Annotated in this window: 23 protein-coding genes and 2 tRNA genes; 10 read left to right on the forward strand and 15 right to left on the reverse strand. The window is 67.8% G+C overall.

Features of this window, described 5'->3' with window-relative positions; genetic code table 11:
• Window positions 1-65 precede the first annotated feature (65 nt).
• The 3 genes from ACQE3M_RS10705 to ACQE3M_RS10715 form a co-directional block, all read right to left on the reverse strand.
• Window positions 66-1,952, reverse strand: coding sequence for a hypothetical protein (locus ACQE3M_RS10705; RefSeq protein WP_430505596.1), 1,887 nt, complete (start codon window positions 1,950-1,952; stop codon window positions 66-68).
• A 195-nt stretch (window positions 1,953-2,147) separates the two neighbouring features.
• Window positions 2,148-2,399, reverse strand: coding sequence for a hypothetical protein (locus ACQE3M_RS10710; protein WP_430505597.1), 252 nt, complete (start codon window positions 2,397-2,399; stop codon window positions 2,148-2,150).
• Between the two features lie 236 nt (window positions 2,400-2,635).
• Entirely contained in the window at window positions 2,636-3,148 is a 513-nt protein-coding gene (locus tag ACQE3M_RS10715; RefSeq protein ID WP_430505598.1) for a macro domain-containing protein, read from the reverse strand.
• Between the two features lie 221 nt (window positions 3,149-3,369).
• Here ACQE3M_RS10715 and ACQE3M_RS10720 point away from each other — a divergent pair, with 221 nt between their 5' ends.
• The 5 genes from ACQE3M_RS10720 (at window position 3,370) to ACQE3M_RS10740 (ending at window position 7,809) form a co-directional block, all read left to right on the forward strand.
• Window positions 3,370-4,395, forward strand: a complete 1,026-nt coding sequence (locus ACQE3M_RS10720) for an NAD(P)/FAD-dependent oxidoreductase (RefSeq protein ID WP_430505599.1) — start codon at window positions 3,370-3,372, stop codon at window positions 4,393-4,395.
• Window positions 4,396-4,522: 127 nt separating this feature from the next.
• A tRNA-Glu gene (locus tag ACQE3M_RS10725) sits at window positions 4,523-4,597 on the forward strand.
• A gap of 332 nt (window positions 4,598-4,929) precedes the next feature.
• On the forward strand, window positions 4,930-6,393 hold the full coding sequence (locus ACQE3M_RS10730; RefSeq protein ID WP_430505600.1) for a cytochrome ubiquinol oxidase subunit I: 1,464 nt from the start codon (window positions 4,930-4,932) through the stop codon (window positions 6,391-6,393).
• Window positions 6,386-7,444: a cytochrome d ubiquinol oxidase subunit II gene (locus tag ACQE3M_RS10735; protein ID WP_430505601.1), complete on the forward strand. Its 1,059-nt coding sequence runs from the start codon at window positions 6,386-6,388 to the stop codon at window positions 7,442-7,444. Before ACQE3M_RS10730 ends, ACQE3M_RS10735 begins: the two co-directional genes overlap by 8 nt.
• Window positions 7,444-7,809 (forward strand): hypothetical protein, encoded by a 366-nt coding sequence (locus ACQE3M_RS10740; RefSeq protein ID WP_430505602.1) that lies wholly within the window; start codon window positions 7,444-7,446, stop codon window positions 7,807-7,809. The genes ACQE3M_RS10735 and ACQE3M_RS10740 overlap by 1 nt, the downstream gene beginning before the upstream one ends.
• Window positions 7,810-7,850: 41 nt before the next feature.
• On the opposite strand, the gene ACQE3M_RS10745 is transcribed toward ACQE3M_RS10740, so the two are convergent.
• The 3 genes from ACQE3M_RS10745 to sfnG form a co-directional block, all read right to left on the reverse strand.
• Window positions 7,851-8,453 (reverse strand): CinA family protein, encoded by a 603-nt coding sequence (locus tag ACQE3M_RS10745; RefSeq protein ID WP_430505603.1) that lies wholly within the window; start codon window positions 8,451-8,453, stop codon window positions 7,851-7,853.
• A gap of 89 nt (window positions 8,454-8,542) precedes the next feature.
• Window positions 8,543-9,139 carry an NADPH-dependent FMN reductase gene (locus tag ACQE3M_RS10750; protein ID WP_430505604.1) on the reverse strand — a complete coding sequence of 199 codons (597 nt, stop codon included), beginning with the start codon at window positions 9,137-9,139 and terminating at the stop codon, window positions 8,543-8,545.
• A gap of 3 nt (window positions 9,140-9,142) precedes the next feature.
• Entirely contained in the window at window positions 9,143-10,306 is a 1,164-nt protein-coding gene (sfnG, locus tag ACQE3M_RS10755; protein ID WP_430505605.1) for a dimethylsulfone monooxygenase SfnG, read from the reverse strand.
• 362 nt (window positions 10,307-10,668) lie between these two features.
• Here sfnG and ACQE3M_RS10760 point away from each other — a divergent pair, with 362 nt between their 5' ends.
• Together ACQE3M_RS10760 and ACQE3M_RS10765 are read left to right on the forward strand one after the other, a co-directional pair.
• Entirely contained in the window at window positions 10,669-11,001 is a 333-nt protein-coding gene (locus tag ACQE3M_RS10760; protein WP_430505606.1) for a MoaD/ThiS family protein, read from the forward strand.
• A 43-nt stretch (window positions 11,002-11,044) separates the two neighbouring features.
• On the forward strand, window positions 11,045-11,335 hold the full coding sequence (locus tag ACQE3M_RS10765) for a hypothetical protein (protein WP_430505607.1): 291 nt from the start codon (window positions 11,045-11,047) through the stop codon (window positions 11,333-11,335).
• Between the two features lie 26 nt (window positions 11,336-11,361).
• Here ACQE3M_RS10765 and ACQE3M_RS10770 read toward each other — a convergent pair whose 3' ends face one another.
• The 6 genes from ACQE3M_RS10770 to ACQE3M_RS10795 all read right to left on the reverse strand — a co-directional run bounded on the left by ACQE3M_RS10770 (window position 11,362) and on the right by ACQE3M_RS10795 (window position 17,463).
• On the reverse strand, window positions 11,362-11,985 hold the full coding sequence (locus ACQE3M_RS10770; RefSeq protein WP_430505608.1) for a thymidine kinase: 624 nt from the start codon (window positions 11,983-11,985) through the stop codon (window positions 11,362-11,364).
• Window positions 11,986-12,872: 887 nt separating this feature from the next.
• Entirely contained in the window at window positions 12,873-13,910 is a 1,038-nt protein-coding gene (locus tag ACQE3M_RS10775; RefSeq protein ID WP_430505609.1) for an amidohydrolase family protein, read from the reverse strand.
• Window positions 13,911-13,985: 75 nt separating this feature from the next.
• Complete coding sequence (locus ACQE3M_RS10780) at window positions 13,986-15,218, reverse strand: HD domain-containing protein (RefSeq protein ID WP_430505610.1); 1,233 nt, start codon at window positions 15,216-15,218, stop codon at window positions 13,986-13,988.
• Between the two features lie 63 nt (window positions 15,219-15,281).
• Window positions 15,282-16,463, reverse strand: coding sequence for an HD domain-containing protein (locus ACQE3M_RS10785; RefSeq protein WP_430505611.1), 1,182 nt, complete (start codon window positions 16,461-16,463; stop codon window positions 15,282-15,284).
• A 125-nt stretch (window positions 16,464-16,588) separates the two neighbouring features.
• On the reverse strand, window positions 16,589-17,149 hold the full coding sequence (locus ACQE3M_RS10790; protein ID WP_430505612.1) for a helix-turn-helix domain-containing protein: 561 nt from the start codon (window positions 17,147-17,149) through the stop codon (window positions 16,589-16,591).
• 229 nt (window positions 17,150-17,378) lie between these two features.
• A tRNA-Leu gene (locus ACQE3M_RS10795) sits at window positions 17,379-17,463 on the reverse strand.
• Window positions 17,464-17,636: 173 nt separating this feature from the next.
• Between ACQE3M_RS10795 and ACQE3M_RS10800 the strand changes: the two genes are divergently transcribed.
• The gene (locus ACQE3M_RS10800; RefSeq protein ID WP_430505613.1) at window positions 17,637-18,197 is read left to right on the forward strand and encodes a DUF420 domain-containing protein; all 561 of its coding nucleotides are present in this window, start codon (window positions 17,637-17,639) and stop codon (window positions 18,195-18,197) included.
• Window positions 18,198-18,254: 57 nt separating this feature from the next.
• Here ACQE3M_RS10800 and ACQE3M_RS10805 read toward each other — a convergent pair whose 3' ends face one another.
• The 3 genes from ACQE3M_RS10805 to ACQE3M_RS10815 all read right to left on the reverse strand — a co-directional run bounded on the left by ACQE3M_RS10805 (window position 18,255) and on the right by ACQE3M_RS10815 (window position 22,681).
• A complete protein-coding gene (locus ACQE3M_RS10805) occupies window positions 18,255-18,950 on the reverse strand; it encodes a halocyanin domain-containing protein (protein ID WP_430505614.1) in 696 nt (231 codons plus the stop codon).
• A 177-nt stretch (window positions 18,951-19,127) separates the two neighbouring features.
• The gene (gene purF, locus ACQE3M_RS10810) at window positions 19,128-20,633 is read right to left on the reverse strand and encodes an amidophosphoribosyltransferase (protein WP_430505615.1); all 1,506 of its coding nucleotides are present in this window, start codon (window positions 20,631-20,633) and stop codon (window positions 19,128-19,130) included.
• Window positions 20,634-21,619: 986 nt separating this feature from the next.
• Window positions 21,620-22,681: a M20/M25/M40 family metallo-hydrolase gene (locus ACQE3M_RS10815; RefSeq protein ID WP_430505616.1), complete on the reverse strand. Its 1,062-nt coding sequence runs from the start codon at window positions 22,679-22,681 to the stop codon at window positions 21,620-21,622.
• Between the two features lie 135 nt (window positions 22,682-22,816).
• Between ACQE3M_RS10815 and ACQE3M_RS10820 the strand changes: the two genes are divergently transcribed.
• Window positions 22,817-23,158 (forward strand): hypothetical protein, encoded by a 342-nt coding sequence (locus ACQE3M_RS10820; protein WP_430505617.1) that lies wholly within the window; start codon window positions 22,817-22,819, stop codon window positions 23,156-23,158.
• A 118-nt stretch (window positions 23,159-23,276) separates the two neighbouring features.
• Window positions 23,277-24,236: a zinc-dependent metalloprotease gene (locus ACQE3M_RS10825; RefSeq protein WP_430505618.1), complete on the forward strand. Its 960-nt coding sequence runs from the start codon at window positions 23,277-23,279 to the stop codon at window positions 24,234-24,236.
• Window positions 24,237-24,412 lie beyond the last annotated feature (176 nt).

The raw sequence follows: 24,412 nt of genomic DNA on the forward strand, positions 1-24,412 counted from the left end.
TGAATCTGTTTGAAGATTCCTTAAGTCTACCTGTCGCCTGCTTGGGAAATGGTCGGTCGCGTCGACTAATCGTATCGTTCGATGAATCGTTCGCGGGCCGTGCGAACCGCAGCAGGGGGTCTCGATCCGTCGGAGACGACGACCTCGAGGAACGCCGGAGGATCCGTGGACTGGAGAGTCACCTCGTCGAACAGGTCCGACTGGTGAGAGAGGAATCGCTCGACGTTCGACAGCGTGGACGGCGTCCCGATCCCCGGCGGCAGTTCGCTCGTCTGATACTGGATCCGGTCGTCGTCCGCCTCCCGGGCCTGTTCCTCGATCTCACGCAGCAAGTACAGCGCCGAATCCAGCACTTCAGCGGGCCGCTTGCTCGTTTCGTCGTCCCCGAGGTCGTCAGTCAGGTCGTCGGAACCGGTATCGGACGGGGAGGACGTGTCGTCCGCCGACCCGGTGTCGTGTGGGGGGTGTCTCGTCCCTGAGTCCTCCCCGGAACCGATCTCGACGCGGCCGGAATCGATAGCGACGTCGACGTCGTAGTGGGCCGCGAACGACGGCACCACCGCGGCGACGAGAGCTTCGTCGACGTCCTGCGGGATGTCGACGCTCGATCCACCGTGGCTGAGCCGGCCGTCCAGCGATCGGAGGAATTCGACGGCAGTGAGGAGCCGTTGGCTGCGCTCCTCGACCGTCTCGAGCAGCCTGTCGCAGTCGTCGAACTTGCACTCCTGGAGCGACGTCTTCGCGTCGCGAACCTGTCGCTCGATCGCCGCGGCTCCGTGGACGTCCTCGTCCCGGTTGTCGATCAGGACCTCCCGAATCCGTCGAGCCACGGGGTCCGGAAACCGGTCGAGCTGCTCCTCCACGGTATCGATCCGGGACTCGACGGTGCTGATCCGGTCCGCAGCCTCGTCCTCGCGCTCCCCGAGGAACGTCTCGACCTCGTCGCGATGCTCGACCGCCGTCGTCACCGCGTCGCCGATGGCGGCCAGCTCGGTTCCCTGGTCGAGTTGCCGCTCCAGCACGTCGCCCACGTCGTCAACGTGGACCGCACTCTCCTCGGGCAGCAAGGCGACCTCCCGATACTCGGTCGGCAGGTTCGACAGCGTGTACTCCCCGCCGAACCGGGAGGCGACGCTGATCCCGCCCAGCTCCGTTCTGACGCCGGACCGGACGCGCTGTCGGAGATCGCGAGCGATCCGGTCGACGCTCGTCTCCGGGTCGAGTTCGGCCAGCCGGGACTCGATCCGGGACACCTCCCCCTGCAGACGGGTTGCGTCCACTTCCCGCTCCAGCTCCTGTAGCTCCGAAGAAAGATCGTCACAGCGGTCGTGGAACGCCTCTTGCTCCGATCGCGCTTCCGCGACGCCGCTCGGAGCAACGTGTTCGAACTTCTCGAGGTCGCCGATTTGCTCATGGAACGTCGAGTCGAACTCCTGGCGAGCCGCTTCGATCTCCGCCTCGATATTACCGATCCGCCCGGATGCCTGGTTGATGACGTCCTGTTCCCAGTCGTGTGTCAAGGCGCCCCCGACGACTAACATCGAGGCAGCGATCGGGATCGAGAAGAATATGACGAGCTGACCGGTCCCGATCCCCTGACTGAGCAGCTCGGAGTAGACGCCAAAAAACAACACGAGATATGTAACCGCCGCGAAGCCGGCCGCGGCGACGGCGACGTCACGATTATCGAGCGTTCGCATTGCCAGCCCCTGTACCCCCCATGCGACAGCGATAAACAGAAACAGGAGAGTGACGAGAGCTGGTTGCTGTTTAAAAACCACTGCAGCTTCGAAAACGACGCCGACCTCGAACAGGGGGCCGAGTACCCCGTGGACGCCCACTGTTTTCGACGTCCAGTCCAGCAGCGCGAGGATCGTCTGCACGAACGTTACGACGAGGGGCAGGCCCGCGATCCCCCACGCGACGGTCGAAAGACCTCGATTTGTTTTCATTAGATAATGCACAACGTGGGATGCTCTTAATGGTAACTGCATCGGGAAACGAGCCGCGTGTACACGTAAACGTCCGGTCGCTCGTTCGAACGTTCTGACGGCGTCTGTCCCGTTCCGCTCGGTGTGAGCGAGGCCGGATCATTGACCACGTAGTTTTACCCAGCTCACCGGACGCCGATACGTCACAGCCCCTGGCTACCAGTGTCGGCCGACGTGATAGACGACCCCCCACAGGAACGACAGCGTGACCATGATGACGGCGATGCCGGCGAATTGTTCGTTCACCGGGATCGTCACCCCCGTGAGCGACCGGATCGTTTCGATGGCGAACAGCGATGCTTCACCGAGCGGCGGGGCGAACGTCCAGACGTATTTGGACAACACTGCGCCGATGAGCAGCGTCGCGAAGGACGTGAACGCGTGGGAACCCCCGGATTTGGCTGGCATGTGTGGATCAGGAACTGCCGGTGTCAGTTACGTTCGCCCTGCTCGATAGAGCCGTGAACGCGACCCCGCGCCGTCCGTTCAGCGGTAGCTTCCTCGGCATACACCTGCCAACTAACTAATAGTTGAAGAAGGTATGGTTCGGTGCGAGGGCGGAGTGGCGGCCGCGGTGCCGGGGGACCCGCGCACAGTGCGGAAGCCCGTCTGGCTTTCAGTCCCGGTGTCGCCGTCGAGGACATCTATCCGTCCGCACGAACTGCCTCGGCGACGCGCTCGACCGTTTCGTACTGGCCGTCGGTGTACGCGATGACTCGAACGTCACGCAGGCCGCTCGGGTCGTACGCGTCGACCGCCTCGCAGACAACCCGGGCACCCTCCTCGAACGCGAACCCCGCGGCACCCGTCCCCAGCACGGGGACCACGACCGACGCACAGCCGCGCTCGTCCGCGGCGGCGAGCGCGTTCCGCGTCGCCGTCCGGATACTCTCGGCCGTCGCCCGTCCGTCGCCGTAGTGGGGCATTACCGCTGCGTGGATCACGTACTCCGCGTCGAGGTCGTACGCGTCCGTGACGGCGACCTCGCCGAGGTCGACCGGGCCCTTCGAGACCGCCGCCTCGTTGATCGGACCGTTCGCGTCCCGCCGGAGCGCACCGGCCACGCCGCTGCCCATCCGGAGGGTCGTGCCGGCCGCGTTGACCAGCGCGTCCGCACGCTGGGCGGCGACGTCGCCCTGGATGACGCTGAACTCCATCCCCTGACTTCGACCTTCCGGCCCAAAAATCCGCAGTTCGGCTACAGCACGCCGCCGAGTCGAACCGGCGGAGCAGCCGGAATGTCGTCCTCGAGATGGACCCCCGGAGCGCGTGGCCCATGACCTTCCTTTGCCACACGATCCCACTCCCCTTTCGCGGTCTGGCGCAAGCGCCGCCAGCCGGCGATTACCCTTTTGAACGTCGGCACCACTGCTAGAATATGACCGATAACCAGACCGTCCAGGAGTACGAGGTCGTCGTCATCGGCGGCGGCCCGGCCGGCCAGACGGCTGCGCTTTACAGCACGCGACTGGGGCAGAAGACCGCGCTCGTCGACCGCGGCGGCGGCCGCGCGGCGATGATGCAGGACGTGCACAACGTCCTCGGCGTCACCGAGGAGACGAGCGGCCCCGAGTACCTCAACGTCGGCAAGGAGCAGCTTACGGAGTACGGCTGTGACCTCCACCGCGACGTCGTCACGTCCTGTACGCGCCGCGAGGACGGTACGATCGTCCTCGCCGGCAACGACACGGAGTACCGGACCGACTACGTCGTCCTCGCCACCGGGTTCAACGACGTCCGGCCGGACCCGCCGCTCCCGCGCACCGGCCGCGGGCTCCACTACTGTCTGCACTGTGACGCGCACATGTTCGTCGACCAGCCGACGTATGTGATGGGCCACAACGAGAGCACGGCCCACGTCGCGGCCATCCTGCTGAACTTCACCGACGAGGTCGACGTCCTCACGCGCGGCGAGGAGCCCGAGTGGAGCGAGGAGACCCAGACGATGCTCGAGAACCACCCCATCGACGTCGTCCACGCGGACATCACGGGCGTCAACAACGGGGAGGACGGCTGGCTCGACTCGCTGGAGTTCGAGGACGGGACGGAACGCGAGTACAAGGGCGGCTTCGCGATGTACGGCTCCAAGTACAACAACGGGCTGGCGACGGAGCTCGGCGCCGACGTCAACGACGACGGCACCGTCGCGGTCGAGGACCACGGCGAGACGACCGCCGAGAACGTCTACGCCGTCGGCGACCTGACGCCGGGCCACAATCAGGTGCCCATCGCGCTCGCGGACGGCGCGAAGGCCGGGATCTCGATCCACTTCGACGCCCGCGACTTCCCGCGAGCGCCCGAGGCCATCGAGGAGGCCGGCCCCGTCCGGGACGAAGAAGTGCCCGGCATCCCGGACGAGCTGCTCGAGCAGGCCATCGAGTTCCACACCTACGACGACGACTGACGACGCGCCCTCGACGGCGTCCTCGACAGCGAACCGACCGCCGCGCGGCACGTGAAAGCGCAACACGGCGAGGTGGAAACGGAACTGTTTTAATTCAACACCGGCTATCGTAGGATGCGTTAAGCCCGCTCTGATGGTGTAGTCCGGCCAATCATATTGCCTTCTCGAGGCAATGACCGGGGTTCAAATCCCCGTCGGAGCATCCCACTTTTCGAAGGGCGTCAGACTCGCCAGCGACGGCGCTGGTAGTTATCCGTCGCTAGCGACAGTGCTGCTATTCCTCCATCGCCAGCGACAGTACTACGATTCTTCCGTCGCTCGCGACGGTGAAACGCTCGGAGTCGCCGCCAGACACCCTCGCGTGAGGCGTTGCTATCGCGGCTATGTGCGTGAACCGCACTCAGTTTTTCCTAGCTGTTAGGAATCCGCCCAAATGGTTTTCAGAGTTGGCTGAGGACATCGATACGACCACTGAGTGCTAGCTTCGGTTCGCGAACCCGGCAATCGCGACCGAGAGCTTTCCCAAGATACACAATGATCGACCCAGTCGCCGCCAGTCGCTTCCAGTTCGCGGTCACCACCATCGTCCACATCATCTTCCCCGTGATGAGTATGGGGCTCGCGCCCTTCCTCATCTACTTCACGTGGAAGGACATCCGCGACGGTGACCCGGTGTACGAACAGCTCCGCCGGTTCTGGACGAAGATCTTCGCGATCAGCTTCGTCGTCGGCACCGTCACCGGACTCGTGCTGGAGTTCGAGTTCGGCACGAACTTCGCCGCCTTCTCCGTCTTCGCGGGCGAGCTGTTCGGCGGCCCGCTGGCGACTGAAGGGTTGATGGCGTTCATGCTCGAGGCGACGTTCCTCGGCGTGTTCCTGTTCGGCCGCGAGCGCGTGTCGGACGCGATGTACTTCGTCGCCACGCTGGCCGTCGCCGTCGGCACGTGGCTGTCGGCGGTCTGGATCCTCATCGCCAACTCCTGGATGCAGACGCCGCGCGGCTACGAGGTCGTCGTCGAGAACGGCCAGCGGGTCGTCCACCTCGTCGACCCGGTGGCGGCGTACCTCAATCCGCGGTTCCCCTTTATGTTCGTCCACATGCAGAACGCCGCGGTGGAGTCCGTGGCCCTGTTCATGTCCGGCGTCGCGGCGTACCACGTCTTCCGGCACCACGTCTGGGGCTACCCGGTCGAATCGATCGCGTTCTGGGAGAAGTCGCTGAAGGTCTCCCTGGTCGCACTGGCCATCACCGCGCCCCTGCAGGTGTTCCACGGCGACCTCTACGCCCGGCACGTCTTCGAGACGCAGCCGCAGAAGTTCGCGGCGATGGAGGCCGTCTGGGAGACCGATTCGTACGTGCCGGAGTACCTCATCGCCTTCCCGACCAGCATCGAGAACCTGCTGAACCCGCGGGCGAAGGACATCTTCGGCATCGGGATCCCGGGCGGCGCCTCCTGGCTCGCCAGCGGTGGCGACCCGCAGGCGACGATCACGGGGCTCAACGAGTTCGAGGGCTCCCCGCCGGTCGCAATCGTCTTCTGGGCGTTCCGCGCCATGGTCGCGATGGGCTTCTGGTTCATCACGCTGGCCTTCTGGGGCTGCTACCGCTGGTGGCGCGGCGAGCTGTTCGAGGACGACCTGCTCCACAAGGCGCTGATGGGCTCGTCCCTGCTCGGCATCGTCGCGGTCGAACTGGGCTGGGTCGTCACCGAGGTCGGCCGCCAGCCCTGGCTCGTCCAGGGCGTCCTGAAGACGAGCGAGGGCGTCTCCCCGGGTCTGACGGCTGCCGAGGCAACCGTCACCCTCGTCGCCTTCGTCGTCGCGTACACGCTCCTGTTGAGCCTCTACACCTACGTCGTCGCGCGGATCATCCGCGCCGGGCCGCCGACCGGCGACGAGCTCCGCTCGGTGACGGACGAGTCGCCGGACGGGATGGGACCGGGCGAGCCGACACCCGCCACGGACGCGGACTCCGGGGAGGTGACGGTCGATGACTGACACCGCCGTGCTGGCTGCCACGGTACTTCCCGACGCCGTCGGGGGCCTCCCCCTCGTCGCCGACGTCCTCGGCGGCGGGCCGCTTCTCGGGCTCCCGTTGACGCAGCTGTGGTTCGCGACGCTGTTTTTCATCCTCGGGATGTTCCTGTTCCTCGACGGGTTCGACTTCGGGACGGGCGTGCTGTACGCCCTCCGCGACGACGAACACGAGCGGGAGCAGCTGCTGGCGGCGATCGGCCCGTTCTGGGACGGCAACGAGGTGTGGCTCGTCGTCTTCGGCGGCGCGATGTTCGCCGCGTTCCCGCCGGTGTACGCCAACCTGTTCAGCCGGCATTACCTCCTCATGTTCGCCATCCTCGCGGGGCTGTTCCTCCGGGGGCTCGCGCCGGAGATGATCGAGCAGCGGGAGGACGAGGCCTGGCGGACCTGGTGGGGCCGGTCGTTCGTCGTCGGGAGCGCGGTCACGCCCTTCCTGGTCGGCCTGTTCGCCGGCAACTGGGTCGTCGGTGCGACGTCGCTGGTGTCGCTCCCGGGCGTCGTCGTCGGATTCGCGCTAGTGGCGCTGTGTGTCGTTACCGGCGTCGCGTTCGTCCGCCTGAAAAGCCGCGGCCCCTTGCGCGCGGAGGTTGCGCCGATCGGACTCCAGGCGCTGGTGGCGTACCTCGTCCTCGTGGTCGCCGCGCTCGGGTCCATCTACGTGACGACGCCGGCGCTCCAGTCCGAGATCCTTTCGCCCGCCGTCATCGGGCTCGTCGTGCTCACCGTCGCGCTCGCGGTCGGATACGCGGTCGCGACTCGTCGGGACCAGTACCACGCCGCGTTTACCGCGGGCGCCGGGCTCGTCTTCACGTTCGTCGTCGTCGTCGCCCGGCTGCTGTACCCCTACGTCGACCCTGCGGCCGACCTGACGGCCAGCGAGGCGATCATCTCCCCGCTCCCGCTCAACCTGATGACGATCATGGGCGCGATCATGATCCCGATCGTGCTCGGCTACTTCGTGATCCTCTACTCGACGTTCGCCGGCCCGATCGAACCGGAGGAGACCTACTGATGGGGGAGTCGGAACCCACAGCGGACTCCGAGGAGGACACCGAGGCGACGGAAGCCGACGAGTCCCCGTCGGAGAAGACTGAGTCGACGTCTGAGGTCGCGGAGTCGACGGAGCCGGCCACTGCGCCGACGTCGCCACCGGCCAGCCAGCCGCCCTCGCTCGGATCGCGGATCCTGATCACCTGGGCTGGCCTCACTGCGGTCACCGTGATCGGCGGCTTCCTCAGCGCCGCACTGTCGGGACCGGTCGGCTTCATCGTCTACCTCGCGACGTCACTCGCGGTCGTCGCCGTCCTGCTCTACAACGTGAACGAACTGGTGAAGGACTGGGTCGCTGCGAGTCAAGCCGGATCGACCGCGGACTGATCCGTCTCCGGCCTCGTGTACCGACCTCGCGAGGCCGATGCCTATTCGTGTTCCCGGATCGCGCCGACCAGCTCGGCGAGCGCGCACGTCGCGCTCTTCGCCTTGACCGTCGCGCGGTCGCCGTCGAGCTCGAACCGGCGGGCGCACGTGTACGACTCGTTCGTCCCCCACGGCGCGGCGAACGCGACGCCGACGTAGACGAGGCCGACGGGCTTGTCCTTGCGACCGCCGCCCGGCCCGGCGATGCCCGTCACCGAGACGCCCCAGGTCGTGTCCGCCCGGTCGCGGACGCCCTGGGCCATCGCGCGGGCGACGGGCGCGCTCACGGCCCCGTGGGCGTCGAGGTCCTCCCGCGGCACCGACAGCTCCTGCCGCTTCGCGTCGTAGGCGTAGGTGACGAGGCTCCGGTCGAAGTAGTCGCTGGAGCCGGGCACGTCCGTGATGCGTGACCCGACGAGCCCCCCCGTGAGCGATTCGGCGGCGGCGACCGTCTCCTCGCGCTCCCGGAGCAGGTCGCCGACGGCCTCCTCGACCGCGTTCTCGCCGGTCCACTCGCCGTCGACCAGCTCCGGGGCCGTTCCCGCGCCGTCCGGTTCCGCGCCGTCCGGTTCCGAGCCGTCCGAATCCGTCGTCTCGTCGCTCATAGCTGACGAGTCGCTCCCCAGCCGCTTGAAGCGTTGGGCTTCGCCGGCGAGCCGTCGATCTACTTATAAAAGGGCGTCGCGCGAGCGCGTCAGAACTGCGGACCGAGGCTGCCGAGCGTGTCCGCCTCGTCGACGGCGCGGTCGAGTTCGACCGTCGCGCGGCCGAGGTCCGCGAGTCGCTCGCGGACGTCCTCGTCGGCCACTCGCTTGTCGTCGTCGAACTGCTCGTCGTTGGCGTAGACGCTGCCGCCGACCGTGTTGGCGCCGAAGAAGCTGAAGATGGGGCGCAGCTCCTGGTCGATGGCGAGGTAGTGGTGGTTCGTCGCGCCGGTGGCGACGAGCCCGACCGCCGCCTCCTCGAAGGGAGCGACGTCGGCGGCCCACATGCCGCGCGGCACCATGTCGAAGAGGTTCTTCAGCGCGCCCGACAGCGATCCGCGGTAGACGGGCGTGCCGACGACGTAGGCGTCGGCCTCGACGACCTTCTCGAGGGCCTCGGCGGTGTCGCCCTCGTAGTTCTCGAGGCCGCGACCGTCGGCCGTGACGAGGTCGTACTCCGCGAGGTGCAGCAGCTCCGTGTCGACGTCGTGCGTCGCCGCCGCGGCTTCGAGGGCGACCTCGACCGCCGAGCGTGTCTTCGAGGGGTTCGAGACGCTGCCGACGATGCCGAGTAGCGTGTCCGCCATCGGTCAGTCGTCGCTCGGGCCGGTGGCGACTTCGGCGCCAGCGACCTCCTCGACCTCCTCCTGCTCGAGGTCCAGCTCGTCCTCGTCGAGGGGCTCGGCCTCCTCGACGGCCGGGATAATGTCCTCGCCGAAGATCTCCAGTTCGGTGTCGTAGTGGAGGAAGCCGGTGAGCACGATGTCGATGCCGATGGCGTCGAGCTGGCGGATGCGCTCGACGATCTGCTCTTTGGTGCCGATGAGGCCCGTCTTGAAGCCGTCGTTGTACTGGACGAGGTCCTCGAAGTCGGAGTCGTCCCACATGCCCTCGCCGGCGTCGGTGGCCTGGCCGGCCTCCCCGACCTGCTCCTTGAAGCCCTCGACGGCCTCCTCGGTGGCGTTCTCGATGATGCTCTCGAGTACGTCCTTTGCCTCCTCCTCGGTGTCGCGCTGGATGACGAAGGCGTTCGCCGCGAACTTCGGCGGCTCGGTGCCGAACTCCTCGGCGTACCCCTTCACGTCCTCGATGATGTCGTTCAGCTTCTGGAGGTCGCCGCCGTTGAGGAACAGCACGTCGGAGTGCTTGGCGGCCATTTTGCGGGCCGCCTTGGAGTTGCCGCCCTGGAAGACCTTCGGCGGGTTCTGCTTCGGCGCGGGCTTCGAGGGCGCGCCGTCGAAGCCGGTGACGTCGTGGCCGATCTGGTAGTGACGGCCGTCGTACTTGAGCGGGCCGTCGGACCACATGCCGCGGAGCACCTCGATGAACTCAGCGGAGCGCTCGTAGCGCTCGTCGTGTTCGAGCCACGGCTCGCCGAAGCCGGTGAACTCGTCTTTGAACCAGCCGGAGACGACGTTGATCGAGAAACGCCCGTTGCTGATGCGGTCGGAGGTGGCGATGTAGTTGGCCAGCGGCGCGGGGTGCCAGAGACCGGGATGGACGGCGCCGATGAGGTGGAGCTCCTCCGTCTCGGCGGCCAGCGCCGTCGCGATCGAGAGCGCTTCCAGCTGCTTGTTCGCGCCGTAGCTCCCGAAGAAGCGAGCCTGTGCGAGCGCGTAGTCGAAGCCGACGTCCTCGGCGGTCTGCGCGAGGTCGCGGTTGTACTCGTACGTCCAGTCCGTATCCATGTCCCAGTCCGTGACGACGAGACCGCCGCTCACGTTGGGAACCCAGTAGGCGAACTCCGTGTCCATACCCGAATGTGGACGCCCAGGCGTATATACACGTCCCAGCTGGTGAGTTCTGAAGCCTCTTGACGACGCCGGCAAGAACTGACGGGGACTGTTTGCGGCAGTTCGGGCGGTTGACAGTCCGATCGCACGCTCGTTCGTCCGGCCGTCGTCGGCCGGCGGCGGTCAGTTCTGGCGGTCAGTTCTGGCGGCGGTCAGTTCTGGCGGCGGTCAGTTCTGGCGGCGGTCAGTTCTGGCGGCGGTCAGTTCTGGCGGCGGTCAGTTCTGGCGGCGGTCAGTTCTGGCGGCGGTCAGTTCTGGCGGCGGTCAGTTCTGGCGGCGGTCAGTTCCGGCGGCGCGGCGACGCACCCCGACGTTTCAAATACGTGCCCGACGACTCCCCGACTGTGCAGATCGAGTGTCGATTCTTCGGCCCGTTCAGGGACGACGTCGGGGCGGAGCAGGTCGAGTTCGAGACCGACGCCGCCACCTACGGCGAGCTCCTGCGCGAGCTGGAACGGGAATTCCCGGTCCTCGAAGGCCGACTCATCGAGGAGGAGGGTGATAACGGGGCGAGCGAGGCCGACGAAGGCGCCGACCTCGCCGGCGAGGTCGCCGTCACTCGCAACCGGACGAACATCCGTCACCACGAGGGGCTGGAGACGCCCGTCGAACCGGACGACGTCGTCCGCATGATCCCCTCGGTGTACGGCGGCTGAGCTCGCCACATCGTTTATCGCACAGCCCCGCGTACGGACAGCCATGCGCAATCACCTTCGCTTGCTGGCCGGCGCCGTCGGGGTGCTGTACGTGCTCGCACCTCGGCAGACCATCGCGCTGTTGACCCGACTCGCCTACCGCGGTGGGGCCGACGTCGAACCGCGGGAGTGGGTCTACGACGCGGCCCGCATCGAGGGCGCGGTGCTCACCGTGCTCGCGCTCCGCTCGCTGTTCCGCGCCGCGGAAGCCGACGGCGTCGCGGAAGCCGACGACTCCGAGGACGCCGACGTCGTCGCGTCGCGAAGCGGGGCGAGTGAGAGCGACGAGGCATAGTCGACCTCGCGAAGCCGTCGCCGTCGTCAGTCCTGAGCCGCGTTCCGGTGCGACTCGGGGCGCTCGCCCGTCAGCAGCGTGTGGCAGTCCCGGCAGCGCGCCTCGTAGGACTCCTCGGCGCCGACGAGGATGGTCGGGTCGTCGACGTGGGCCGGTTCGCCTTCGATGAGTCGCTGGTTCCGCGCCGCGGGTTCGCCGCACTGCGAGCAGATTGCCTGGAGTTTGTCGACGTACTCCGCGACGGCCATCAGCTGCGGGAGGGGCTCGAAGGGTTCGCCGCGGAAGGTCTGGTCCGTGCCGGAGACTATGACGCGCGAGCCGCCGTTCGCGAGCGACTGGGCGACCTCGACGAGCGTGTTCGAGAAGAAGTTCGCCTCGTCGATGGCGACGACGGACTCGCCGTCGTGGTGGTCGAGGATGTCGCGCGGCCCGTCGCCCTCGTTGTCGACGACGACGGCGTCCCACTCGCGACCCGTGTGGGTCCCGATGGTCGTCTCCCCGTAGCGATCGTCGATGGCGGGCTTGTACACCGCGACGGACTGATCCGCGATCTCGGACCGCCGGAGGCGACGGAGGAGCTCCTCGGTCTTGCCGGAGAACATCGACCCGGAGATGACCTCGATCCACCCGGATCGAGTGATGGCGTGCATGTTCGAGTGGGTGGCCGGCCACCGCCTAAATCGTTCCCTTCCGCGATCAGTTTGTGGGTGTCCACCGGTTCTCTCGCGTTCGGTTCGACCATTGTCGACCGGGTCCGCCTTTAAAAGCAGGATATTACCGAAGTTGAGGAAGGGCCTGCTACAACACCGGAAAGTCTTCGACCGCTCTTGTTTACAAGCTGTATTTAAAGGTGCAGCCGCTGCTGCGCTCGGCAGCTCCACAGACTCCTCAAAAGCCCCCGGTCGCTCTTTATAAGCAGGTTTGAACAGGTGATACAGTCGTGCACTGGAAAGCACCGCAGACACCTCGAAAGCCCTCGTCCGCTCGCGGTCGCTCCGCGACATATCCGCGGCTCTCAGCACAGCCCGCCGCGGATAGGGGTCGCCGGAGCGACTCCGTTACACCGCGACCGGCCGTCGCCCTTTCAGTCCGCCAGGACAGCACCGCAACCGCGACAGCGACAGCACCGCAACCGCAGCTGCGCCGCGCGCCGGCTTCCCGGCATTCGTCGCTAGCTCGGGGGCCGCCGCACGCGACGCCCGGCAACCACTCCGGGCGGGACTGAAAAGGGCAGCCGCTGAGCGGGACGCCCTGCGAAGTAAGCACTGGAACCCGGCGAATGAGCGAACGTAGTGAGCGAGTGAGCCGGGTGAGGAGCGCAGCGAGCAGCGCGACCGCTCAGCGGCTGGGGCTTTCAAAACATGCTGAGTGGTATCGAGAGCAACGATAGCCGATCCTATTTATAACTGCGAGCGCTCAGCGGCTGGGGCTTTCTACAAGTGCCAAGTGGTGTCATTGGCGACGATTTCCGGAACCGCTTATAAGTGCGACCGCTCAACGGTCGGGGCTTTCGAAGCGAACCGATCGTCCGTACCGACTACTCCAGAATCACGTCCTTCACGTCCCCCTGCCCAGCACGGCGAACGACGGCGCGAACGAGGTCCTGCGCGCCGGCCAGGTTGTCCGAGTCACCGTCGAGGACGATCAAGCGGCCAGCTTTGCCTTCGTCGATGACGCCGCAGTCGAGGTCGGCGATCTCGGCGCCGTTGACTGTCGCCATCCGCAGGACCTCTTTCGCGGAGCGGTCCGAGAGCTTGGCCGCGAACTCCATCTCGCGGAACATCGAGGGGGAGTTGAGCATCACGTTGTCCGTGCCGAGCGCGACGGTGGTCGCCTCGGCCAGCTCGTCGATAGGTGGGACGCCGACGTCCGTGACGAGGTTCGAGCGCGGGCAGACGACGACCGGCGTGCCGCGGTCGGCGAGTCGCTCGAAGTGGATCCCCGTCGCGTGGACCATGTGGACGAGGAAATCGGGGTCGAGGTCCATCGCGGCGTTGATGTCCAGGTCGTCGCGCTCGCCGGCGTGGATGCCGAACAGCCCGTCTGCCTCGCGGGTCGCCGTGCGCTCGGCGTCGAAGTCGGCGTCGCGTGCGCCGGAGGCGCCGAAGCCGTCGGCGACGTCGAGGACGTCGGACCCCCCGCGGCCGAGGATCACCGATTCGATGTCGCGCTCGCCCAGCGCCGAGTCCTTGCCCGCGAGCGCGTCCTGGAGCGCCTCGACCCCAGCGACGCCGCCCTCGCGGAAGTCGATGAAGGCGCCGGTCCCGGTGTCCTCCATGAAGCGCATGGTGCGGGCCATCGCCGTCACCGTCTCCTCGCGGGACGCGGCCCGCAGGAGCTGGTGTTTACGGCCGTCCGGCGGCGCGACGAGCTCGTCCAGCGAGAGCCCGCCACCCGCCTCCTTGGCGATCGAGTCCCCGATATGCGTGTGTGCGTTGACGAACGCGGGGACGATGACGTCCTCGCTGTCCGTCGGCTGCTCCTCGATCGCGACGATCTCGCCGTCCGCGACGACCACCCGACCCTCGACCGGCTCGAACTCGGGGCCGATGAGGACGGTTCCCTCGACGTGCATACACGGTCCTCGCCGGCAGCCGGCTTGAAAGCGACGACGGAAGCGAAGGTGGGGGCGAGGGCCCCTCTCCGAGCGCTATCCCTGACCCATTCCGAACTGGTCGAGCGTCGTCGGGAGGCCGCGGCTGACGTCGCTCCGCAGGGCGTCCGGGTCGAGGCCGATGACGTCCGCGGCGACGGTGCCGACGTGGTCCGTCGCGGCATCGGGACAGTAGACGCCGAGCCGCCACTGGGTCCGCTGGGCGGTCCGGAGGGCGGAGACGAGCGGCGACTGGTCGCCGAGGCGCCGCACCTCGCCGCTGACGGTCACGCGCGCCGTCGACTCCTCCATCGAGGGCTCGGGCGGCACGTCGACGATTACCTCCTCGTCCGCGAGGCCGACCTCGCCGGCGATCTCGCGTTCCATCTCCCGGACGGCGTCGTGGTCCGCGTCGTGGATGCGGTCCGGGACGTCGTCGTACTCGGCCCAGACCGCGCGCTTGTAGAGGTCGCGCTCGTCGTAGCGGCGCACGAGTTCCCGGGTGTCCTCGGTCATCCGGAGCGCCCCGAGCAGGTCGTGGTCGTCCATCCGGCGGACCCCCTCGGCGGTGATGTCCGGCTGCTCGACGAGGAGTTCCGACGCCCGGCGCAGCATGGCCTTCGAGATCCGGGCGACGTGGTGGGTGTAGACGGCCGGGTTCATCAGCGCGCGGGCGAGCAGGAGGCTCTCGGCGGTCTGGACGTTCCCCTCGTCGAGCACGAGCTCGCCCTCGACGAAGGTGAGCTCCCGGACGAGGCGTTCGGTGTCGATGGTGCCGTAGGGGACGCCGGTGTGGTGGGCGTCGCGCACGAGGTAGTCCATCCGGTCGACGTCCAGCTCGCCGGAGACGAGCTGGCCGTACTTCCCCTCCCCGGCGACGATCGCAGCCACCTCGTCCGGGTCGAGGTCGTGGTCGCGCAGCACCTCGCCGACCTCGCCGGCGTGAAGCAGCTCGTCGACGTCGTCGTGGTACTTGCCCGTGAGGCGGTGGGTCAGCCGCTCGATGTTGTGGCTGAACGGGCCGTGGCCGACGTCGTGGAGGATCGCCGCGGCCTCGATGCGGTCGGCCTGCCGCCCCTCGATGCCGAGGTGGTCGAGCGCCTTCGACGCGAGGTGGTAGACGCCCAGCGAGTGCTCAAAGCGCGTGTGGTTCGCGGAGGGGTAGACGAGCTGGACGGTCCCGAGCTGCTTGACGTGGCGTAGCCGCTGGACCGCGGGGGTGTCGAGGAGGGCCGCCGCGACGCCCTCGATCTCGATGTGGTCGTGGACGCTGTCCTTGATCACGGTCATACCCCGGCGTTCGGCGGCCTGTCTTAAAAAGAGTCGTCGGAATCGGTCACCGGGAACCGTCGATTACCCGTGGTCCCGGATCCCGAGCACGTCCCGGGCCGCGCGCTCGACGTCGTCGACGTGGTCCGCCGGGCAGTAAACGCCCAGGCGCCAGCGACCGCGCTCCGCGGCGCGGAGGCCGGAGACGAGCTCGGAGGCGTCCTCTAACCGCTGGACGACGCCGTCGACCACGACTTTCGTCGCGGACTCCTTGAGCCCCGGCCGGGAGGGGACGTCGACGATGACCTCGACCGGGTCGACGCCGGCCGTCTCGGCGATCTCCCGCTCCGCGGCGCGCTCGGCCTCGTGGTCGGCGTCGACGGTGCCCGCCGGCACCGATTCGAGGCCGACCCACGTCGCGCGCTTGTAGAGCCGGCGGCGCTCGATGCGGCCCCCGAGCTCGGGGACGTGCTCGCGGAGCTCGACGAGCAGGTCGTGGTCGGCCATCCGGCGGAACTCCTCGGGCGTCGTGTCGGTCGTCTCCAGGTAGCGCTCCGAGGCGCGCTCCAGCATGGCGCCGGCGACGCGGGAGACGTGGTGGCGGTAGACGATGGCGTTCATCAGCGAGCGCGCGACGAGGAGGCTCTCCGCGGTCGCGACGTTGCCCTCGCCGAGGACCAGCTGGCCGCCGTCCTCGTCGCCGTCCAGCCGAAGCTCCCGCACGAGGCGCCCGTGGTCGACGGTGCCGTAGGGGACGCCGGTGTGGTGGGCGTCGCGCACGAGGTAGTCCATCCGGTCGACGTCGAGCTCGCCGGAGACGAGCTTCCCGACGCCACCCTCGCCGTCGACGATGGCGGCGACGCGCTCGGGGTCGAGGTCGTGGCGCTCGAGCACCTGACAGACCTCGCGGTCCGAGTCCGTCAGGAGCCAGCCGAGCTCGTCGTGGTCGCGACCCGTCTTCCGCCGGATGAGCCGCTCCGTCTGGTGGCCGTACGGCCCGTGGCCCGCGTCGTGGATCATCGCGGCCGCACGGACGTGGGCCGCAGTGTCCTCGTCGACCGCGAGGTGCTCGAGCGCGCGGTTCGCGAGGTGGTAGACCCCCAGCGAGTGCTCGAAGCGCGTGTGGTTGGCCGACGGGAACACCAGTCGCACGGTCGAGAGTTGCTTGACGTGTCGCAGGCGCTGGAACGCGGGAGTGTCGATCAGGTCGGCGGCGACGGGATCGAGGGTGACGTAGTCGTGGACGCTGTCCTTGATCGCCTTCATTGGCGGGGAGTCGCGGCCCCGGAGGATGGTCCTTTCGGAGCCCGTCGACCGCGCCGGGACCCGGCGGTCACTCGGCGACGACGCCGTCGCTATCGAGGTTGGACTGAGCGAAAAGTGGAGAGGCGCTACTCGTCGACGAGGTCGACGTCGAGTTCGCGCTCGAGCTTCTCGACGACGGAGCCGCCGACGCCGGCGGTCGCGGCTCGCGACTGCTCGACGGCGAGGAGGTCGTCCTCGGCGACGTCGAGCGTCTCGGCCAGCTCCTCGATGGTGTAGCCGGCGTCCTGGCGCGCCTGCTCCGCGCGGTCGCCGTAGCCGGAGACGAGGTACGGGAGCTGGTCCTTCTCGTAGTCGGTACCCTCCTTCTCCCAGTGTTCGGAGTCGCCCGTGGCGGCGTCGTACATCTGCGCCTGCTTCTGGGCGGCTCGCTTGGAGCGGCTCGTGCCGTTCCCGCGGTCGCCGTCGCTCGCGGCGCCCCCGCTCGCGCCACTTTCGCTGGCGCCGTGGCCACCGCCGGTTCCCGAGCGGCGCTTCGCGTTGTCGTCGTGCGGGCTACAGTCCGAGCAGACGAGCAGCTCCGCGCCCGCGACGTTCGCGAGCGAGAGGTTCGCCGTCTCGGTCCCGCAGAGCTCGCAGGCGTCGCCGTCGTTGCCGGCGCCGGACGAACCCGTCGAATACTTCGCCATACCCGAACGAACACGCTCGAAGCTTTTTAAACTCGCGGGTCCAACCCCGCAAAATTTGTCGGATCGGCGGGTTATCCCCGCGATCGGCGTCCAGTGAACCCGCGCGCAACAGAGACGAACACCATGCGACAGCGACGAGCACCACGCGCTGACGAGAGCGGGACTGGGCGCCGCGACCGGGGTTCAGTGCATAAAGCGCCGGCTAGAAGGTGTGAGTTCAGCGATGAAGTGCGTGGGACCGGATTTGAACCGGCGGACCTCTACAGGACAGCGCCCTCAACGCTGCGCCGTTGGCCTAGCTTGGCTACCCACGCGTGCTGCGTTTTGCTGCACCTGCACGTATCCCGTCGCCGATTAAAAGCCCTTCCATTCGATCACGGCGTGGTCGGCGTTCTCACCCACGGCGACGGGGTCGACACTGAGCCGTGGACCCACGCGGCGCTCAAACAGTCGAACGATTTTCCTGCCGCCGGGCCAACCGACAGACATGGTGTTCCGAGCCCGCGAGAACGTCCCGTTGTTGACGGCCCTGCTCTCGATCGTCTCGCTCGCACTCGTGTTTGGCGCGGTCGGCGGCGCGATCCCGGCGTCCGTGCTGCCACACCCCGGCGACGCCGTCCTCGCCGCCATCCCCCACGTCAACGCGGGGATCTCGGTCCTCGCCATCGGGACCATCTCGCTGGGCTGGCGCGCGATCCGGCAGGGCAACGTGACGCGGCACCGCGCGCTGATGGGTACCTCCTTCCTGCTGTTCGCGACGTTCCTCGGGCTGTACCTGTACCGACTGGTGATCGCGGGAACGACCACGTTCGACGGTCCCGGGGGGATCGTCACGACGGCCTACTTTGCGTTCCTCGCGATCCACATCCTGCTGGCGATCGTCTGCATCCCGCTGCTGTTCTACGCGCTGCTGCTCGCGAGCACGCGACCGGTCCCGGAGATCTACGAGACGGCCCACCGTCGCGTCGGGCGGATCGCGGCGCCGCTCTGGATTATCTCCTTCGCGATGGGGATCGGCGTCTACGTGATGCTCTACCACCTGTTCTGAAGGGAAAACGGCGAGGAAAGTCCGGGGGACCGGGCGGACCGGGCGGACCGGGCGGACCTATTCGGGGTCGAGGTCGACGATACCCAGTCCAACCGACAGCAGGGGGATCGCCGTCGCCAGCCCGAGCGCGGCCCCAATGAGGTCGTCGCGGGAGAGGTCGACTCCGCCGCTCCCGGCCTGGTCGCCTCCGTCGCCGCCGCCGTCACTGCTGTTTCCGCCGTCGCTGGCGTTGCCGTTCCCGGTTCCGTCGCCACCGCTCCCGGAGTCGCTCCCGCCCTCGGGGTCGACGAGCTCGTCGTCGGTGCTGCCGACGGCGACGACGCCTTTCATCCCGACGGCCTTGTGCGGGTTACAGAAGTACTTGAACGTCCCCTCGCTCTCGAAGGCGTGCTCGAAGGTGTGGCCCTCCTCGCCCGTGAGTTCGGACTCGAAAGCCCCGTCCTGGTCGACGACGTTGTGCTGGCCGCCCTGGCCGGACCACTGCCAGACGACGGTGGTTCCCGGGTCGACGAGGATCGCCACCGGGTCGAAGGAGAGCCCGTCGCCCGCGCCGACGGTGACCGTAACCTCGTCCTGCCCGGTGTAGTCGACGGTCCCCTCGTAGCCGTCGACGCCGTCGAGCCACCCGCCGTAGTCGGCCGCTGCCGTGCCGGTCGCGAGCGGGAACCCCGCCGCGGCGACCGCGGCGCCGGCGCCCGCACGGACGAACGTCCGCCTGCTGACCGCCTCGCTCTCGTCGGTTGACTGGCTCATAGGCGAATATCATCGCTTGAGGGCCCTATAAGGTCCGACCGTTCCAGTGAGCTGAGACCGGAACGCGAATTAGCCGAACACGTTCGGGTTGTTAAGAAGGACGTCGTATCTGACGGTCACCGGGCCGTTTTCCGGGCCGTTTTCCGGACCGTTTTTCCGGGCCGTTTTCCGGACCGCTCAGTCGTCCGCGGGGGTCGCGTCCGAGCCGACGACCGGGCGCTGGACGTCGCGGTCCGTCGCCTCCCCGTCGACGTCGAAGGGGTACTCGCCCGTGACGCAGCCGAGACAGAGGTCGGCACGGGAGCTGTCGAGCGCGTCGGCGACTGCGTCGATGGAGAGGTACGACAGCGAGTCGGCGTCGATGTGCTGGCGGATCTCCTCGGTCGTCTTGTCGGCGGCGATGAGCTCCTCGCGGGTCGCCATGTCGATGCCGAAGTAGCAGGGGGCGATGATCTGCGGGGCGCCGATGCGCATGTGGACCTCCTCGGCGCCGGCGTCCTTCACGAGCTTCACGAGCTGGTTCGAGGTCGTCCCGCGGACGATCGAGTCGTCGATGATCGTGACGGACTTCCCCTCGACGGTCGACTTGATCGGGTTGAGCTTCAGCCGGACCGCGCGCTCGCGCTCGTCCTGCGTCGGCATGATGAACGTCCGGCCGACGTACCGGTTCTTCATCAGGCCCTCCGCGAACTCGACGCCGTCGTCGTCCTGGCCCCTCGGCTCGCCGTCCGCGGTCGTCTCGCCCGCCGCGTCGGCGTAGCCGGAGGCGAACGCGCGTCCGGAGTCGGGCACGGGCATGACGACGTCCGTCTCGACGCCAGCTTCCTCCCAGAGCTTCCGGCCGAGGTTCCGCCGGACCTCGTAGACGAGCTCCTCGTCGATGACGGAGTCGGGGCGCGCGAAGTAGACGTGCTCGAAGAAGCAGTGCGCCGAGTTCTCCTCCTCGATGAGGTCGTAGGAGTCGAAGCCGGTGCCGTCGGGGTTCAGGACGACGAGTTCGCCCGGGCGCACGTCGCGGACGAGCTCGCCGTCGAGGGTGTCGATCGCGGCCGACTCGCTGGCGAGGACGTAGCCGTCCTCCAGCTTACCGATGCAGAGCGGGCGGTTCCCCTTCGGGTCGCGCACGCCGAGCACCGTGTCGTCGTGCATGATCGTCAGCGAGTAGGAGCCGTGGATGCGCCCCATCGTGTGCTTGACCGCGCGGACGAGGTCCTCCTCGAGGAGGTTCCGCGCGAGGTCGTGGGCGATCACCTCGGTGTCGCCGTCGGAGGTGAACGCGTGGCCGAGCTCCGCGAGCTCCTCGCGCACCTCGGCGGCGTTGACGAGGTTCCCGTTGTGCGAGAGCCCGAGCGACCCGGACTTGAAGGAGACCGAGAACGGCTGCGCGCAGCTCTCGTCGAGGCTCCCCGCGGTCGGGTACCGGACGTGGCCGATCCCCGTCGAGCCGGTGAGCGACTCGAGGTCCCCCTCCTCGAACGCGTCGCCGACGAGCCCGCGCTCGACGTGGCTGTGCTGCTGGAAGCCGTCGTGGGTGACGATGCCCGCCGACTCCTGCCCGCGGTGCTGGAGCGCGTACAGCGCGTAGTACAACGGCCGTGCGGCCGCCCGGTCCTCGAGCGTGACGCCGACGACGCCGCATTTCTCGCGCGGGCCCTCGGCAACCTGGTCGCCCCGGGATTCCATACGCGTACGTCTGGGTGTCAATCCTAAAAAGACTCGTGTTTGTGGCGTGATTCGGCTTATAAGTGGTGTTGGATATACATACTCGTGTACACCTTGGGTAGGATCGGCGATCGAGGGTATCCTGTCTCTGAGCAGGATCGGACGGTCGTAGACTTGCCCACAACGGCGGGAGACCGCTCAGCGGCTCTTTTTAAGCGAGTTCGGGAAGATGATACGGTCTTATTCTCGACAGCACCGCAAACGTCCAGAAAGCCCTCGGCCGCTCTTGCTTATAAACTGGAAGGACAGGTGCAGACGCTGCTATGCTTGACAGCACCGCAAACGTCCAGAAAGCCCTCGGCCGCTCGCGGTCGCTGAGCAGGATATCTGCGCTCTCCGCACTGCCCGCGCAGATAGTGCCTGTCTCAGCGACTCCCCTGCGGCGCGACCGGCCGCGCCCTTTCAGTCCGCCAGGACAGCAACCGCGACCGCAGCCGCGACCGCAACAGCAACCGCCCAGCTCCGCGACGGCAACGGCACCACGACAGCACAGCAACCGCAATTCCTCAGTCCTCCCCAGCCTCGGCCGGGGCGCGCCGGCTCCGCACCGCTCGGCGCGCCACCGCACCCGCGCCGCGACCGCTCGCCAGCCGCCGCGAGCGACGCCCCGGCCACCACTCCCGGGCGGGACTGAAAGGGGCAGCCGCTGAGCGGGACGCCCTGCGACGGAAGCACCGCAATCCGGCGAGCGAACGCAGTGAGCGAGCCGGGTGAGGAGCGCAGCGAGCAGCGCGACCGCCTCAGCGGCTGGGGCTTTCTGGGTGTGCTGAGTGGTGTCGTGGGCGACGAAACCCGGTTTTATTTAAAAATGCAACCGCCCAGTAGCCGCAGCTATTGCGAAGGTCGAAGCGCGGTCGTCAGCGACGACCACTCCGCAAGCGTGCACGTTGCTCCTCCTCAAACCGATTACCGGACCAAATCGGAGAAACTACGCGCTCGACCCCGACTCAGATCTCGACGTCGAAGTCCTCGTACTCGCCGGCCTCATCGGCGACAGCCGCGAGCAGGTCCGCGACCTCGACGAGATCGTCGGTGTCGACGACCTCGACGGGCGTGTGCATGTAGCGGTTCGGGATCGAGACGTTCAGCGACGGAATTCCGGAGCGCGAGGTGAAGAAGGCGTCCGCGTCGGTGCCGGTGCGCGAGCCCGCCGCCTGGAGCTGGACGTCGAGGTCCGCGTCGGCCGCGGCGTCTCGCGCGAGGTCGACGAGCTGTGGGTGGTTCGCGCTGCCGCGCGTGACGACCGGGCCCTCGCCGAGCTCGACGGGGCCGCGACGCTCGCGATCGACGTCCGGGTTGTCGGTGGCGTGGGTCACGTCAACCGCGACGAACGCGTCCGGGTCGAGGTCGTAGCCGACCATCTGCGCGCCCTTGAGCCCGACCTCCTCCTGGACGGTCGAGACGGCGTAGACGGTCGCGTCGACGTCGGCCGCGACCGCGCGGCGGAGCCCCTCCGCGGCGCACCACGTCCCGACGCGGTTGTCCATCCCGCGCGCGGCGAGCCGCGAGCCGGCGAGCTCCTCGATCGTCGTCGAGAAGGTGACGGCGTCGCCGATCTCGACGAGCTCGCGGGCCTCGTCCTCGCTCTCGGCGCCCACGTCGACGAACTGCGCCTCGATGTCCTCGTACTCGTCCTCGGTCTTGTCCCGCAGGTGGATCGCCGTCTGGCCGATGACGCCCTGCACGGGCTTGTCCGCGTGGACCGTCACGTGCTGGCCCTTCGAGACGGTCCGGTCCGAGCCGCCGACCGGCGCGATGCGCAGGAACCCATCCTCGAGTACGTCGCGCACGATGAACCCGATCTCGTCGGCGTGACCCGTGAGCGCGATTTCCGGACCCTCGCCCGTGCCCTCGTGGACCGCGACCGCGTTGCCGTACGCGTCCGTCTCGACGTCGTCCGCGAACTCGCGCACGTACTCGACCCAGACGCGCTGGCCGCTGGTCTCGAAGCCGGACGGGCTCGGCGTGGTGAGTAACTCCTCTAAGAACTCGCGGCGGGACTGGTCCATGTTTCCACCCTCCGAGCCCTCGATAATGAAACTCGCGTTCCACCGTGGCCGTTGCCTCGTTCGGATGGTGACCGAATGTCGGCCCCCCGGAACAGTGCCAGCACCATTAAGCCGAGTCGGCTCCAGAGGTGTACTATGAGCGAAAAGTCACTGACGCTACTGGAGCTTCACCTCGACGACAGCCACATTCAGCTCGGTCCGCGAACGATATCGACGGGGCGCTCGAGCTCGAGCGACGCGGAAAACGGCGTCGACGTGATCGACGGGGACGATGGGCCGGCCGACGCTGGGTCGACCGCCGACGCCGGGTCGACCGACGATGCAGCCGATGACGGCGACGAATCCGGACGCGTCGGCGGCGTGGCGAAGGGCGTGCTCGCCCTCCTCGTGGTCGGAAGCCTCGCGCTGGCGGCCTGGAAGCTCCTCGGTGACGGCGACCTCGAGGCCGCCGAGGAACTCGACGAACTGGCGGAGTAGGGAGCAGCACCTGTTTTTAAGGAGAGCCCTTCCGGCGAGGCGCCGCACAGCCGGGCGGAGTTCAGCGTTCCCTCGAATCCGACACAAATCATTTCCCCTGCCGTCCCCGAGAGCCGTCATGAATCTCTTTCGCAGCGTCCGGGCGATAACTGAGGCCTCCGGGGACGGCGTGATCGACTGGGAGAAAGCCGCGGAGTCGGCGAAGGCGGGCACCGACCCCGGTATTGTCGACCTCTCTACCGCCGAGCAGGAGGCGTACGCAACCGACGTCCGCGACGCGCGAGACCGCCTCCGCAGCGTCGCCGGTATCGAGTTCGACGTGCCGAACACCGTCCAGATCCAGAACCGCCACCACTGGATCGACGCGAACGTCGAGACGTTCCGGAACGTGATGGCGCCCATCGAGGACCGGGTGGCTCCCGCCGCGCCGACGCTCTCGCGACTCGCAAACACCGGCACGATGGCGGTGATGCTCGGGTTCCTCGGGCGGAACGTCCTCGGCCAGTACGACCCCCTGCTGCTCGCGGACGACCCGAACGCGGACCACGAGCTCTACTTCGTCCACCCGAACGTCGTCCGCGTCGCCGACGAGCTGGACGTCGACTACCCCCGCTTCCGACGATGGATCGCGTTCCACGAGGTCGCCCACGCCGCGGAGTTCGGCGCGGCGCCGTGGCTCCCGGACTACCTCGAAGCCCGCATGGAGGAGGGATTCGATGCGCTCACGGCTGGCCAGCTCGACCGCGAGGCGTTTCGCGAACTCGACGCCGCGATGACCGCCGTCGAGGGGTACGCCGAGCTGCTGATGGATCGCGCCTTCGACGAGGAGTACGCGGACCTCCGCCGGAAGCTCGACGAGCGGCGGCAGGGTGGCGGACCGGTCGCACAGCTCGTCCGTCGCCTGCTCGGGCTCGGGCTCAAGCGCCGCCAGTACGAGCGCGGGGCCGCCTTCTTCGAGGCCATCGAAGCCGAGCGCGGGGTCGAGGCCGCCGGTGCCGTCTGGGAGCGCCCGGAGAACCTCCCGACGAGCGAGGAGCTGGATGATCCGGCTGCGTGGTTGCGACGAGTCGAGTCGTAGTCAGCCGCTGTGTCGTCGGAACCGCTGGACCCGGCTCCACCATATGTAACGGTCGACAGGTGACGGGTCTCGACGTTTATACAACCGGGAACTCCTCGAAAGCCCCCGGACGAGTCCGGATCCTGGATCGGATCAACCCGAATCGGGTCAGAGATTTAAAATAGCCCCTGGGAGTA

The organism is Halosubterraneus shenae (genome assembly GCF_050510935.1).
GTDB lineage: Archaea > Halobacteriota > Halobacteria > Halobacteriales > Haloferacaceae > JBDGPU01.